This is a genomic window from Undibacterium sp. Ji49W (assembly GCF_049340205.1).
Taxonomy (GTDB): Bacteria; Pseudomonadota; Gammaproteobacteria; order Burkholderiales; family Burkholderiaceae_D; genus Undibacterium.
This window is the reverse complement of sequence record NZ_JBMPOW010000023.1, coordinates 49135-62998: the sequence shown is the minus strand read 5'-3', so window position 1 is coordinate 62998 and position 13864 is coordinate 49135. Positions and strand designations below refer to the sequence as shown.

Genomic DNA, 13864 nt, shown 5'->3' with positions numbered 1-13864 from the left:
CCTCCTGAAATTAACGCATTTCGATTTCGTCACGTTAGAAACAGAAAGCTATTCAATTCAAGTGATAACCGATCAACAAGTTGTCATTGGAGGCGATGCGCCAAGCTCGTTCATCACCGCGGCAATGAAACTCTTTAACTTAGGTGTTTGTCGGCGATCAGGATGGTAGATAAGATGCACAGACCGCGATGGTGTTTCATACTCAGGCAGGACTTTAATGAGACGCCCTGAGCGTAAATCTTCTCGCGCAAGATCCTCCGCGATGTAGGCTATTCCTGCGCCATTCAGGGCGGCAACCAACAATGCCTTTGCGTCATTAAGTTGCAAGCGATGCCTGACCTGTGCCTGGTATTTTTCTTCGCCTCGCATAAAACGCCATTCACTGGCTGTTGCCCCAGTGCTGGACGCATAAGCCAGGCATTCGTGTTTTTCCAGATCATCCGGCGTCTCGGGCACACCCTTTTTTGATAGATAGTCAGGCGACGCACAAGCAACCAATCGAAATGGTGCAAGCTGGCGCGCGATAAAGCTCGAGTCGCTCAAACGCCCTATACGGAACACAGCCTCAAACTCCTCCTCCACCAGATCGACATAGCGATCACTCAGCACAAGATCAATCTCTACTTGCGGATATTCCGTCAAGTAGCGGGCGATGACTGGTGTCAGCGCATGCGTGCCAAACGACACAGGTGCATTGATACGCAAACGCCCTTTCGGCGCTCCCCTTACCTCGTCGGCAAGCGAATCAGCCCAGTCGACATCCGCCAGCACCATCTTGCACCGGTCGTAATAGAGCTTACCTATATCCGTCAGGCTCTGCCTCCGGGTTGTCCGGTTGATCAAGCGTGTACCCAGGCGGCTTTCCAGCCAAGCGACATGCTTGGCAATCATCTGGGGCGACATATCCAGCGCAATGGCAGCGGCGGCAAAAGACCCGATTTCCACCGTTTTGACAAAGGCAGCCATACTTGCGAGCCTGTCCATTCCACACTCCTGGTTGTTACACACATACTCAGATCGATATTTATGCGTGATTTCGATAGGAATAATATCATCGTCTCAGCTCCAGATGGGCTTTACAAAAGGAATGAAATCATGAGTAAAATCGGAATTATAGGTTCTGGCAATATAGGCGGCACACTGACGCGCCTGTTCACCAAGGCGGGGCACGAAGTGGCAGTAGCCAACTCACGTGGCCCAACTTCGCTGCAAGATTTGGCAAATGAAACAGGTGCCCGTCCAGCGACCATCACACAAGCAGTACAAGATAGTGAAATAGTGGTAGTCACGATTCCCATGATAGCCGTCGCCGGTCTTCCCAAAAGCCTGTTCCGCAATGCGTCTACAGACTTGATTGTCATCGACACCAGTAACTATTATCCTCAGCACCGTGATGGTTTGATCGTTGAAGTTGAGGCGGGAATGACAGAAAGCGCCTGGGTTGAGCAACAGCTTGGACGTCCAGTTATCAAAGTATTTAACAGCATACTTGCCGACCACCTGCTCAACAAGGGTAAGCCTGATACGCATACCGACCGCGTAGCGCTGGCAGTCGCTGGCGATGATATGAAAGCTAAAGCAATCGTCATGCAACTTGTCGAAGAAATAGGTTTTGAAGCAGTTGACGCAGGCTCAATAGCCCAATCATGGCGCCAGCAACCGGGCTCACCGGGATACCTGAAGGACTACAACGCATCCGGGGTTCGCAAGGCACTAGCAGAAGCAAGTCAGGAACGGACACCCGAATGGCGAGCGACCGTGAATAGTCCTGGCACTTACGAATCACCAGCCTGATCCCTGACCGCGCCGCCTTGATTATATTTATGACTCTTAGCCAGGAATTATTAAGCACGAGTGGACTGTAACTGTAACTATTACAGTCCACGAGTAATACGAAACCCAATCTGCTGTCCGACAAACCCATCAAACGCCTGCAACAGCGCCTGATATTTTTCTTCTTCCTGCTCCAGCTGCATCAATGCATAACAAGTAGCCTCCAGCGTCGATAACTGATCCGGCGCATGCGCCTTGCGTATGCGGTAGTGTGAGGCTGGCATGTCTTGCAGGCTCAGGCGCGGCAGTTGTTGCAGCAGCGGGTTCAGGTACAGCATCTTGCGACTTTTGCGCCAGGTGGCGTCGAGTATCACCAGCCGCAGATTGGCCAAGGTATGCCCATCCATTAAAAATTCTGGCGCTTCATATTGCAAGTCATCAGCATCATTTTGTGTGGTGGATGGGTAGAGCAGGACGGGCTGTCTATCACCTGCATGCAGCAGGGAGCGCAAATGTGTTTCTTCAAACTGTTCCCCTTCAAGCAGACTGGATGTCTGTAGACAAAGGTGCAGCAGACGTGCGCTGCCTTTGGCGTTGTTCACTTCCAGCGTATGCTGCAAGATCAACACGTCCGGCATATTGGCAATACTTGTTACCCATTGGCAAATACAGGCAATGACGGGCCGACGGCAATGCGGGCAAAGGCTACGTTTGGTTGAGGGATTCAGCATGTCAACATTGTGAAGGATTGTTATTTTATCGGCAAGCTAAACACGGTTTAAGCCCAGCCGCGATGGCTTCGACTATCATGAGCAGATACTCTGACGCACTCTGCCTTCTTTTATGAAAATTCCTTATTTGCTGGCCACCGGCCTGTTGCTTGTTATCAGTGCCTGCGGCGGTGGCGGTGGTGGTGGTTCTGCGGCAGCGACTACAGGTACAACGACCGGAACAACTACAGGCACAACGACGGGCACGACTTCTGGTACTACTACCGGAACAGGCACGACAACAGGCACCACTGTCGTCACGCTGGAGAAAAAAGCAGCAGCCCTGGCTGTCAAGCTGGGCAAGCCTTCACGCTTCCTGGTGGGCCTGGGTACGACAGAGCTGGCTGATATTCAAAAACAGGCCATTACCCCCGACATTTATGACCAATATCTGGTGGGCGTGGGCGATGGTTCCTGGCCAACCTGGAACAGCCCTTCCGGTGCCTATGTGCAGATCGTCGCCAAAAACGCCGATACCATGGGTGCAGTGCCCATGTTCACGCTCTACCAGATGGCCAGCAATGGTGACGGTAACCTGAGCGGACTGAGCAACACCACCTTCATGAAAAATTACTGGAACAATGTTCGCCTGCTGTTCCAGCAACTGAAAACCTATGGCAAACCTGCGCTAGTGAATTTTGAGCCTGACTTTTGGGGTTACACCCAAAGGGCATCCAATAATGCTGACCCATCGACCGTATTTGCGCTGGTCAATATTGATGCTGATTGCAGTACCCTGCAAAACAGCGTGACCGGAATTGCCCAGTGCCTGATGCAGATCGCCAGAAAATATGCACCGAATGCCTATGTCGGTTTCCCGCCTGCGCTGTTTGGTGATCTGCATACCACGGCCTTGTCCTATATGCAGAAGCTGGGTGCAGATAAAGCGGATTTCATCGTCATGCAAACCCTGGACCGGGATGCCGGCTGTTTTGAAAACACGCCACAAGTTTCGTATTGCACCCGTCTGGACACGCCCTGGTACTGGGATGAAGCGAATATCACTTCGCCCAATTTCAAGGAACATTTCGCGCTTGCCAAAACCTATTACCAGGGCTTGCAATTGCCGGTATTGTGGTGGCAAACACCGCTGGGCGTGCCATCCAGCCAGTTTGGTTCTGCCTTGAAGTGGCGCGACAACCGCGTGCGCTACTTCCTGACGCATACCAGTGAAATGGTGGCGGTGGGTGCAATAGGTGCAGTATTCAGCGCCGGTGAAGTCAACCAGACCAATATCAATACTGATGGTGGTCAGTTCAAGACCTATTCATCGAGCTATCTGGCAAAACCAACTGCTCTGCCCTGATTAACCATGCAGGAGTCAGGGCACCGGTGTTGCTCTCTCCTGCATCATTTGGCGTATGGATTGAACCGTTGTAGCAAATACTTCTGCGACCTCCGGCAGTCCCTTGTCCGACAATAATCTCGTAGCGGGAACAAGCCCAAAAATCACCAAGGGTGCGTCGGCCGTGACCAATACCAGTGTTCGACGATCGTCATCGTCGATGGTTGCCCATCCCAAGCCCGTTTCCTGTACCAGTGCGTCAGCAAAGACAATTTCCAGCGCATCCTGTTCTTGCTGTGGCCGCGCCGCAAGTGGTTTCTGACGCAATATCGCGTCGATGATGTGCAGCTTGCCAGTAGCAGTATCAAATTTATGTTGGGCATCGGGTAGATAATGTTCTTTCACCCACGACCTTTGCGCTTCAATGTTTAAAATATCTGCTGACGACAGATAGACCAGATTCTGTTTGCCGGATAATCTGGTGGGGTCTGCCACTTGTGCGATGTTTGTGACATCGGTAAATCTGGTTTCAAGATAAGCCCAGACCACCCCGACCAAAAGGCCCGCCAGATGCGCCCAATTGGCAATAGGCCCCAATAATCCTGTCCAGCATAAAACCAGCCAGGCCAGCATCATGTGCACGGTTTCTTTGCGCATGCCGGTATTAAAGTTTTTATCGAGTCGCCCACGTATCCACAGGTAACCAAACAAGCCATACACGACACCGGACATACCACCAAAAAATGGGCTTTGCGAAACAACATACTGCGCAAGATTGGACACCACTGCGCTAACAACTACAAAGCCTATATAAAATCTTGCACCCTTTTCCCTGTCAATCCGGCGCCCCAGATCCCATACCCAGAGCATATTGAAAATAATATGCATAAAATTGAAGTGGATAAATATGGGAGTAATCAAGCGCCAAATTTGTCCTGACAACACGTCAGACAAACCGGGATGATCAGGGTCGGCAATAAACAGCGTGCGCAAAAACTCTTCAGATTCCCCCAGCCTGGACAACAAGGCAACAACGATACAAATACCGATAAGCGCGATTGAGGTGATGGAATACGGTTTTAATTTTTGCATCGTCTATTTTCAAAAAACAGCAACCGCTCTTGAATGAAATTACTATTCGCTGAAAGCAAACCTGAAGAAAGGCTTGCTTCGCTTGCTTAACTTGCCTAGCGCAGCTCTTCAATAATCCTCAACTTTTCATCAAAATTCCAGATACGGCGAATTTCTATGACGTCGTAGCGAGCCGCGATGTTGGGTGGGAAGGCGGCGTATTTGGCGTTGAGGCGAATGATTCTGCGGGCGGCCTCGTCGATATCAGCCCGTCCACTTGAGCGGTTGATGGTGATGTCTTCTATGCTGCCGTCGCTACGTATGGAAACCGTCACGACCGGGTCGCCACGGGCACGGTCTTTGGCTAATTGCGAATAATTCAGATTGCCGTTGCGCTCGATTTTCTGTTTCCAGCTATCGATATACATCTGCACCGGCACATCTTTATCCATGCTGCCAAAGACACTGCGGCGGCGTGGTTTGTCTTCGGCATTGTTGCTGGCTGCGGGTGGCGATCCACGTAACAGATCCAGACCACGTGCCTGTTCGCGTGCACGGTTGGCCAGGTCACTGCCCAACAAACTCTTAGGCAAAACAAAGGCACCGGCCTTGTCACCGTTCGAGGTGCTACCACCAGGATTACTACCGCTGGCATTGGCGTTGGGGCCTGTGCTTTGCCCCTGATTCTGGTTGGCGGAAGCGGCGTTGGCTGCTGCCGTTGCTGCGGCATTGGCTGCTGCCGTTGCGGCTGCGGCAGCGTTGGCGGCGGCCACCTTGGCAGCAGCGGCTTGCGCCAGTTCACGCTCGCGCTGTTCTGCGGCGACCTGTTCGGCACGCTGGCGGGCCTGTTCTTCGGTTTTTTGACGGGCGGCCAGTTCTTCTGCTTTCTGTTTGACCAGCTGTTCTTCGGCCCTGGTTTTGGCCAGCTGTTCATCCGCCTGTTTTTGACGGGCCACGGCAGCTTGCTGGCGCTGCTCTTCCTGCTTGCGTGCTTCCATTGCCAGTTGTTGTTCACGGGCTTGCTGTTCACGCTGCTGCTGGGCTGCCTGGGCTATCTGAATTGCCTGCGCAGCTTGCGCCAGTTGCACTTGCTGACGCTGCTCATCCTGTTGTTTTTGTTCGGCCTGACGTTTTTGTTCTGCCAGTTTTATTTCTTCAGCACGGGCAGCTTCTTGCTGCGCGCGGCGGTTTTGCTCTTCTGCTTCCAGCTGTTTTTGCAAAGCCAATGCAGCAGCCTGATTGCGCGTCGCTTCATCAGCCTGTTTGCGGTTGTCATCATCGAGCTGTCTGGCAAGTTGCTGGTTCTGTTTAGCGGCATCTGCTGCATTTTGCTGGGCCAGTTCATCAACTTGCTTGCGCATTTTTTCTTCACGCTGTTTGCGTTTCTTTTCTTGCTCGGCAGCGCGGGCAATTTTTTCCTGTTCCTGCTCCTGATCTATGCCTTCCTGTGTCATGTCATCGAACTGTTTTTTGGGTTCGGTTTCAGCTTCAGCCTTTTTCGGAATTTCATCCGGATTGGGCACGGCCACGACAAAGCTGTCGTCATGAAAGGCATCCTGTGTAATCAGGCGCGGCACATCGGGTGCCTGCACCTTGCGTGTTTTTGGCAGGGATGGCGCTGCGTCTGCCGTGTTTTTCTTGCTGGCACGCGGCTTGTTGGCAGCTTTGGCTGGCACAGCGGCTGGCACGGGTGCGGCTTTTTGCGGTGCAACCAACTGTATGCCAGCGACGGCCTGCTTGCTTTCCATGCGATCGGTTGTCGTCACTGGCGGTGTCGCTTGCGGAACAGGGGGCACTACAGAGGGCGTGACAGGTGCGGGAGGAACAGGCGTTGGCGGCACAGGCGAACTGACAGGATTAACCGGGTTGGCAGCCGGATTGTCAGCAGGTGCCGCTGGCGCTACCGGATTGGCAATTTGTATGCTGATAGCAGGGGTCTCTGCCCTGCGCTTGTTCCACGGGGCTTCCAGCTCAGGCATACCAAGCCCTGGCAAGCCAAATTGCAGTGAAAGCACAAATGCATGGATCAATAGCGAGATGATCAAACCGCCGGTCAGGCGTTTTTTGATCCCCTCAGGCATCGTGTGCTCATTTTTAGCTGGAAACAGATTCATGCAACAAGTATAAAAATTCCTTATGTCTGCCGGGATTATCGCACGGCAAATTTGCGACCCCTACTTTACCATCTGTCTGCCTGACTGAGGATGATATATTCTATGAAAAACCTGTGGTAATCATGTAGTCAAACCAGCTTTGTCATGTGTGAATATTGCTGGAGTTGCCATCGTTTCCACAACGTCCACACATCTGTACCTAAAACACCGCAATCAGGAAGAAGCGCAAGAAAAACCCCAAAAGGAAACCACCATGAACTTCACATCCATCTCATTTGCTTTTTGTGCATTATTTTTTGTCACAAGTCATACCTCGGCTGAAGTAATCAATGTCAGTCCCAACGGTTTTCTGATAAGGCATGAGGTGCAGTTGAATGTTCCCGCAGAACAGGCTTATGACTTGATGGTCAACCAGGTCAGCACATGGTGGAACCCGTCTCACACTTATTCACAGAATGCGAAAAACCTGAGCATTGATGCCCGTCCCGGTGGCTGCTTTTGCGAAAAACTGCCGAATGGTGGCGGTGTGCAGCATCTGAGCGTGGTGTATGTCGCCCCTGGCAAAACCCTGCGCATGACCGGTGCACTGGGCCCCATGCAGGGTTCCGGCCTGGCAGGCAGCATGACCTGGGATTTCAGTGCCATCAAAGCGACAGAAACTGGCAAGGCACTCAGCAAACTGGTGCTGACCTATAGCGTCGGCGGTTATATGCAGGGCGGCTTTGACAAGATGGCACCGGCAGCAGACGGCATGCTGGGTGAGCAATTGACCCGGTATAAAAACCTGGTGAATACGGGCAAACCGGATTAAATCGCCTGTTTTGGCATTGTGCCGATTTCTTCACAGCCAGTTTGATTTCATGTCAAGACAGCAGCGGCGTGCATACCCTATGCTGAAGGCCTGTGTCTCTATTATGGCAAAACAACATGAAAAAAATCACAGTCATTGATTCTCATACCGGCGGCGAACCTACCCGCATCATCGTGGATGGTGGTCCGGATCTGGGGCAAGGCAGCATGGCGGAACGCCTGCATGTTTTTCGTGAGCAGTTTGATCATTACCGACGCGCGACGGTATGTGAACCGCGCGGTTCGGATGTCATCGTCGGTGCGCTGGCCTGCACGCCGCAAGATGCTTCCTGTGCTGGTGCACTCATCTTTTTCAATAATGTCGGTTATCTCGGCATGTGTGGTCACGGCATGATAGGTTTTATCGTCACGCTGGCGCATCAGGGCAAAATAAGTACAGGCAAACACCGTATAGAAACCCCGGTGGGTATTGTGGAAGCCAAACTGCATGCCGACCATACCGTGACGGTACATAATGTTCCCGCCCACCGTTACCGCCAGGGTGTGCAGGTGGATGTGCCTGGTTACGGTCTGGTCACAGGTGATATTGCCTGGGGTGGTAACTGGTTTTTCCTCATCAATCAGCATGGGCAAGATCTTCGGCTGGACAATGTCGATGTGCTGACCGACTTTAGCTGGCGTGTCAGAACAGCGCTGGAAGCCGATAAAATCACGGGCGATGGCGGTGCGCTGATTGACCACATAGAATTGTTCGGTGCCCCTGCATCAGCAGAGAATCACAGCCGCAACTTTGTGCTTTGCCCAGGCAAGGCATATGACCGTTCACCTTGTGGCACAGGTACCAGCGCAAAGCTGGCTTGCCTGGCGGCAGATGACAAACTGGCAGAGGGCCAGATCTGGCGTCAGGAAAGCATCATCGGCAGCGTGTTTGAAGCGTCTTACCGTATAGCGGATGACGGCAAGCTGTTACCCAGCCTGCGCGGCAGTGCCTTTGTTAATGCCGAAGCCAGCCTGCTGCTGGATGAACGCGATCCTTTTGTGTGGGGCATACGCTAAACCCATGTTACCTGCAACGCTGTATCTGCCAAATTAGTCAGTCCCTGCGCACCACATCGCGGTAATCGCTGGGAGTCATTCCTACTGTCGCCTTGAAGATGCGCGAAAACGCGCTGTGGTCCTGATAGCCGCAGGCGACGGCAACGTCGGTGATGCTCAACGTTGATTCTGCCAGCATACTGGATGCGGCATCCAGCCGTATCTTGACCATCATCTGACGTGGCGTCAGTGAAAATATTTTGTGGAAATTACGTTCCAGCTGGGCCACCGATAAACCGGTCAGTTTCACCAGGTCTGCCATGGCAACCGTCTGCGTATAATTTTGATGCAGGTGTTTGACTGCTGCGGCTATCTTGGCATACACAGGGTGCCGCTGATCCGGCATGGCCAGGTCGCGTGAAATGCCAGTCATGCCAACAATCTGGTGACGCACATCGCGCAGTGGGATTTTTTGGGTCAGGCACCAGCCGGGTGTACGGTTAGGATACAGATGCAGTTCCAGCTGATCATGGATTTCTTTCTTCCCCCCCAGTACCAGCGCATCTTGCGCCGCATAGCTGGCGGCCAGTGAAGCGGGAAATACCTGCTCTGCCCGCTTGCCTACCAAGGCATCCTTGTCACGCATGCCGCAACGACGCACCAGGGTATGGTTCACCACCACATAACGCCCTTCCAGGTCTTTGACAAAAAACACGATGTCAGACATCACATCGAACAGGGCTTCAGAAAAAAATACATTCGCCAGTTGGCTGGCCAGTTGCTGACGTTTTTCCTGCGCAGGAAAAGTTGATGCATGCAGTGTCAATTAATCACTCCACAATAAAACAGGACAGCCTGCGCCACACCGGCTGACCAACATAGCCAGTACTGTAGCCAGTGCTGACGGCCACCATGCACGCGCTGCCATGTGCTTTGGGTAAGTCCAAAAAAATAAGAAAACAATGCTGCGAACCGGCAGGCACGCCTGGCATTTAGCTGCACAAGCCACAATTTAAATATATTAATATTATATTTAAAAAAGCAAGCATAAGGTAAAACATGGTCCGTAAACCATAAGTATGCTGATTTCTGTGTAATTTATGGGAAAAACTCAATAACGCATGGCAAATTCTGGCAATTGAATATATTCCAATATGGCAAAAATCAGGAATCCTTGTAGAAAAACACGCGGAATTTGATAATGACCGCATTTTACAAGGTAAAATTCGCATTCAAATAGGTAAAATCCATACAAAATACAGAACATGGATATCTGATGCTTGCTACTTCTGAAAAAATTCTGACTTTCACTCCCAAGCTGCGTGCAGCCGATGTGGCTTATGATGCCATCGAAAGCATGATCGTCACACTGCAACTGAAGCCTGGTTCTCCGGTGGTGGAGTCTGAACTGGTGGAAAGAACCGGCCTGGGCCGCACGCCCTTGCGCGAAGCACTGATGCGCATGTCATCCAATGGCCTGATTTTGCAAATGCCGCGTCGTGGCCTGATCATCAGCGATATTGAAGCTGCCGAGCACATGACGCTGATAGAAACCCGCCGCGTCATAGAACGTCTGATTGCCGCCAGCGCTGCCCGCCGCGCCACACCGCAACATCGCAAAGACATCATAGAATGCGCCGACAAAATGCTGGTTGCTGCCAAGCGCAATGACTTGAATGACTACATGGCTGCCGACCAGGCACTGGACCATGTCGTGCATGAAGCATGCCGCAACCCGTCTGCGGTGTCTGCCGTGGTCCCGCTGATCATCAAGTGCCGCCGTTTCTGGTATGCCTTCCAGCATGAAGGCGATATAGAAGAAGGTGCGCGCTGCCATATGCTGGTCGCCAAGGCGATTGCAAAAGGCAATGAAGAACAGTCAGCCAAAGCGGCTGACGGTCTGATGGATTATCTGGAATCCTTCGCCCGCAAGGTCATCGGTTAAGAACCTGTTCACGATCTTAAGCGCGGGCGCAATCAGAGACTACGCGGGGCTCATGCGCTGCTCAAAATGCTCATGTACTAGAGTACATTCCGCTTTTTGCGCTGCGCTTTATGCTGCCCTGACCCCGCAGACGTCCGCTCGCTACAGATCGTGAACAGGTTCTAAGTTTCCAAAAAGCGTTGCGCATCCAGCGCAGCCATGCAACCTGTGCCCGCACTGGTGATGGCCTGGCGATACACATGATCCTGCACATCACCGGCAGCAAACACGCCAGGTACATTGGTGGCTGTTGCCATGCCTTCGGTACCGGTACGTGTCTTGATGTAGCCGTTATGCATTTCCAGCTGACCTTCAAAAATGCTGGTATTCGGCTTGTGACCAATCGCGATGAATACACCATGCAGAGTGATAGGGGTCACTGTACCGTCTGCTGCCTTGACCTTGATGCCGGTCACGCCTGATTCATCGCCCACCACTTCATCCAGCGTATGGTTCCATTTGACTTCAATCTTGCCTTCAGCCACCTTGGCCATCAGGCGATCGATCAGAATCGCTTCGGCACGGAACTTGTCACGCCTATGGATCACTGTCACCTTGCTGGCAATATTCGACAGATACAGCGCTTCTTCAACCGCTGTATTGCCGCCACCAACGACGGCTACTTCCTTGCCGCGATAAAAGAAACCGTCACAGGTAGCACAGGCAGACACGCCTTTGCCCATGAAAGCCTGTTCAGACGGCAGGCCCAGGTATTGGGCTGATGCGCCGGTGGCGATGATCAGTGAATCACAGGTGTATTGCGCCTGGTCGCCGATCAGGCGTATCGGTTTTTCATCCAGCTTGGCGGTGTGGATGTAATCAAAAATGATTTCAGTATTGAAGCGCTCTGCATGTTGCAGAAAACGCTGCATCAATTCCGGCCCTTGCACGCCCATAGGGTCGGCGAGCCAGTTTTCGACATCGGTGGTGGTCATCAGTTGGCCACCTTGCTCAACACCGGTGATCAGCACGGGTTTCAGATTGGCGCGGGCTGCATACACGGCAGCAGAATAACCTGCGGGGCCAGAGCCAAGAATTAGTACATGAGCGTGTTTGGGCGTGGATGCGGGTACGGGAGTATTGGTCATGCTAGGCAATCTGGAATGAGTTGATTTTACAGAGCAAAATGGCGTGACAAGTGTTGTACGAAACGTTCAGGTTCCAGGTAGCCAATGATGCGGCTGTCCGGCACTTCCTTGCCGCTGCGGTCAAACAGGATGATGCCTGGCGGGCCAAACAATGAAAAGCGTTTCATCAATGCTTTTTCCATGTCGCTGTTGGCGGTTACGTCCACTTGCAGCAGGCGTACCTGCTTCAGTTGTTCGCTGACCTTGGGTTCAGAGAAAGTGAAACGTTCCATCTCTTTGCAAGACACACACCAGTCGGCATAAAAATCCAGTATCACAGGTGTGCTGGTCGCAGCCAGAGCGGCATCCAGTTCGGCGACGCTTTTGATGCGGGTAAATTTATTTTCCGCATGGTTTCCCGATGAACCCGCGTCGGCCATTTGTGCGGTATTCGCTGTACTGCGCAAATGGGCTAAAGGCTGCAATACATCCTTGCCATCGCTGGCGGCACCGATGAGTTCAAACAAACCCAGGAACAGGAAACTGATCCCCAATGCCTTTGCCACATAGGCACGCAAGCCTGCACCGGCGGGCAATGTATCAAACACATGCAAAAACACGGCGCACAAAATCGCAAAGCCACCCCATACCGCCATCATGACCTTGACCGGAAACACCGGGCTGACCATCCAGATGGCAACAGCAATCAACAACAGACCGAACAGTTTCTTGACCTGATTCATCCAGGCACCTGCGCGTGGCAACAGGCTGCCGGCAGAGATACCCGTCAACAGCAATGGCACGCTCATACCTACCGCCATGGAAAACAGCGCCCAGGCACCGATCAATACATTGCGGGTCTGGCTGATGTACAGCAAGGCACCAGCCAGTGGCCCCGCCACGCATGGGCCAACGATCAACGCAGACAGTGCGCCCATCACAAACACACCAATGAACTTGCCACCGCTGAAATTGCCACTGGCCTGACTCAGCCGGCTTTGCAGACCGCCAGGCAGTTGCAATTGATAGACATCAAACATGGACAGCGCCAGACCTACCAGCAAGGCGCCAAAGGTCAACAATACCCAGGGCTTTTGCAATGCCCCCGCCAGGCCTTCACCAGCCAGACCGGCAGCCACACCCAGCAAGGTGTACACCAGGGCCATACCCAGACAATACGCCAGCGCCAGCATGAAACCACGGCCACGCGAGACATTACCCTCACCCACAATAATCGATGACAAGATCGGCACCATGGGCAAGACACAAGGCGTAAATGACAGCAGTAAGCCAAATACCAGGAATGCCATGCCTATGCGCCACAGGCTGCCACTTTGCAGGGTACGCTGGGCCAGTGAGCTGTCATCTTCCTTGTGAGCAGATTCGCTGCCGGCGGCTGGCGCAGTGACAGTAGCTGCGGTCGCCACTGCTGGCGTCGCAGATACTGCGGTTGTCGCATCTACCGCTTGAAGTGTCAATTTTCCGGGTGTAGAAGTATCAACACGATAGTGTTGTTCTGCCGGTGGATAACAGAGACCAGCATCGGCACAACCCTGATAACCCACCTTCAGCGTAAACACCTTGTCAGCTTTGGTGATGGGCAATTCCACCAGCAGACGGTCTGCATAGGTCTCTACTTCCTTATTGAAGGTCGTATCAAATTTGCGTATGCCATCCGGTAGTTTAGGTTCACCCAAAGTGATGCCCGGTTCCGTTGCATTGAAGCTCAGACGCTCGCGGTAAAGGTGGTAATCCTTGGCAATCGTCCAGGACAGCACCAGGGTTTTCACATCGCGTAATTCAGCTTGCAACTTGAAGGCCTGTTCAGGATCCAGGAAGTCGTCTGCTGCCGCTGCATGCTGTGAAAAACCACACATCAGCAAGAGCAACGATGCGGAAAACCATTTATAGAAAAAATTATGTTTCATTCAAACTCCCGAATTTTTGGGGCAGTA

12 protein-coding genes are annotated in these 13864 nt (G+C 52.5%); 5 read left to right on the top strand and 7 right to left on the bottom strand.

Features of this window, described 5'->3' with window-relative positions:
• Positions 1–72 precede the first annotated feature (72 nt).
• Positions 73–984, bottom strand: coding sequence for a LysR family transcriptional regulator (locus ACO0LK_RS23545; protein WP_422979415.1), 912 nt, complete (start codon positions 982–984; stop codon positions 73–75).
• Positions 985–1095: 111 nt separating this feature from the next.
• Between ACO0LK_RS23545 and ACO0LK_RS23540 the strand changes: the two genes are divergently transcribed.
• Positions 1096–1794 (top strand): NADPH-dependent F420 reductase, encoded by a 699-nt coding sequence (locus ACO0LK_RS23540; protein WP_422979413.1) that lies wholly within the window; start codon positions 1096–1098, stop codon positions 1792–1794.
• A gap of 80 nt (positions 1795–1874) precedes the next feature.
• On the opposite strand, the gene ACO0LK_RS23535 is transcribed toward ACO0LK_RS23540, so the two are convergent.
• Positions 1875–2504: a tRNA-uridine aminocarboxypropyltransferase gene (locus tag ACO0LK_RS23535; RefSeq protein ID WP_422979411.1), complete on the bottom strand. Its 630-nt coding sequence runs from the start codon at positions 2502–2504 to the stop codon at positions 1875–1877.
• A gap of 112 nt (positions 2505–2616) precedes the next feature.
• On the opposite strand from ACO0LK_RS23535, the gene ACO0LK_RS23530 reads away from it, so the two are divergent.
• Positions 2617–3849, top strand: a complete 1233-nt coding sequence (locus tag ACO0LK_RS23530; protein ID WP_422979409.1) for a hypothetical protein — start codon at positions 2617–2619, stop codon at positions 3847–3849.
• A gap of 15 nt (positions 3850–3864) precedes the next feature.
• On the opposite strand, the gene ACO0LK_RS23525 is transcribed toward ACO0LK_RS23530, so the two are convergent.
• Both ACO0LK_RS23525 and ACO0LK_RS23520 read right to left on the bottom strand, forming a co-directional pair.
• Positions 3865–4920, bottom strand: a complete 1056-nt coding sequence (locus ACO0LK_RS23525) for a rhomboid family intramembrane serine protease (RefSeq protein ID WP_422979407.1) — start codon at positions 4918–4920, stop codon at positions 3865–3867.
• 95 nt (positions 4921–5015) lie between these two features.
• Entirely contained in the window at positions 5016–6980 is a 1965-nt protein-coding gene (locus tag ACO0LK_RS23520; protein ID WP_422979405.1) for a TonB family protein, read from the bottom strand.
• A gap of 286 nt (positions 6981–7266) precedes the next feature.
• Here ACO0LK_RS23520 and ACO0LK_RS23515 point away from each other — a divergent pair, with 286 nt between their 5' ends.
• Positions 7267–7824: a hypothetical protein gene (locus ACO0LK_RS23515; protein ID WP_422979403.1), complete on the top strand. Its 558-nt coding sequence runs from the start codon at positions 7267–7269 to the stop codon at positions 7822–7824.
• A gap of 116 nt (positions 7825–7940) precedes the next feature.
• On the top strand, positions 7941–8879 hold the full coding sequence (locus tag ACO0LK_RS23510; RefSeq protein WP_422979401.1) for a 4-hydroxyproline epimerase: 939 nt from the start codon (positions 7941–7943) through the stop codon (positions 8877–8879).
• A 37-nt stretch (positions 8880–8916) separates the two neighbouring features.
• Here ACO0LK_RS23510 and ACO0LK_RS23505 read toward each other — a convergent pair whose 3' ends face one another.
• Complete coding sequence (locus ACO0LK_RS23505) at positions 8917–9684, bottom strand: helix-turn-helix domain-containing protein (protein WP_422979399.1); 768 nt, start codon at positions 9682–9684, stop codon at positions 8917–8919.
• Between the two features lie 450 nt (positions 9685–10134).
• Between ACO0LK_RS23505 and ACO0LK_RS23500 the strand changes: the two genes are divergently transcribed.
• On the top strand, positions 10135–10803 hold the full coding sequence (locus tag ACO0LK_RS23500) for a GntR family transcriptional regulator (RefSeq protein ID WP_186947439.1): 669 nt from the start codon (positions 10135–10137) through the stop codon (positions 10801–10803).
• A 161-nt stretch (positions 10804–10964) separates the two neighbouring features.
• Here the strand turns inward: ACO0LK_RS23500 and trxB are convergent, their stop codons facing one another.
• Both trxB and dsbD read right to left on the bottom strand, forming a co-directional pair.
• Positions 10965–11930, bottom strand: a complete 966-nt coding sequence (gene trxB / locus ACO0LK_RS23495; protein ID WP_422979396.1) for a thioredoxin-disulfide reductase — start codon at positions 11928–11930, stop codon at positions 10965–10967.
• A 26-nt stretch (positions 11931–11956) separates the two neighbouring features.
• Positions 11957–13837, bottom strand: coding sequence for a protein-disulfide reductase DsbD (gene dsbD / locus ACO0LK_RS23490; RefSeq protein WP_422979394.1), 1881 nt, complete (start codon positions 13835–13837; stop codon positions 11957–11959).
• Positions 13838–13864: the final 27 nt, after the last annotated feature.

Excerpts from the sequence above, each read along its gene's own strand:
- ACO0LK_RS23545 (WP_422979415.1), bottom strand. The coding sequence starts at position 984 with ATGGACAGGCTCGCAAGTATGGCTGCCTTTGTCAAAACGGTGGAAATC.
- ACO0LK_RS23540 (WP_422979413.1), top strand. The coding sequence starts at position 1,096 with ATGAGTAAAATCGGAATTATAGGTTCTGGCAATATAGGCGGCACACTG.
- ACO0LK_RS23535 (WP_422979411.1), bottom strand. The coding sequence starts at position 2,504 with ATGCTGAATCCCTCAACCAAACGTAGCCTTTGCCCGCATTGCCGTCGG.
- ACO0LK_RS23530 (WP_422979409.1), top strand. The coding sequence starts at position 2,617 with ATGAAAATTCCTTATTTGCTGGCCACCGGCCTGTTGCTTGTTATCAGT.
- ACO0LK_RS23525 (WP_422979407.1), bottom strand. The coding sequence starts at position 4,920 with ATGCAAAAATTAAAACCGTATTCCATCACCTCAATCGCGCTTATCGGT.
- ACO0LK_RS23520 (WP_422979405.1), bottom strand. The coding sequence starts at position 6,980 with ATGCCTGAGGGGATCAAAAAACGCCTGACCGGCGGTTTGATCATCTCG.
- ACO0LK_RS23515 (WP_422979403.1), top strand. The coding sequence starts at position 7,267 with ATGAACTTCACATCCATCTCATTTGCTTTTTGTGCATTATTTTTTGTC.
- ACO0LK_RS23510 (WP_422979401.1), top strand. The coding sequence starts at position 7,941 with ATGAAAAAAATCACAGTCATTGATTCTCATACCGGCGGCGAACCTACC.
- ACO0LK_RS23500 (WP_186947439.1), top strand. The coding sequence starts at position 10,135 with ATGCTTGCTACTTCTGAAAAAATTCTGACTTTCACTCCCAAGCTGCGT.
- trxB (WP_422979396.1), bottom strand. The coding sequence starts at position 11,930 with ATGACCAATACTCCCGTACCCGCATCCACGCCCAAACACGCTCATGTA.
- dsbD (WP_422979394.1), bottom strand. The coding sequence starts at position 13,837 with ATGAAACATAATTTTTTCTATAAATGGTTTTCCGCATCGTTGCTCTTG.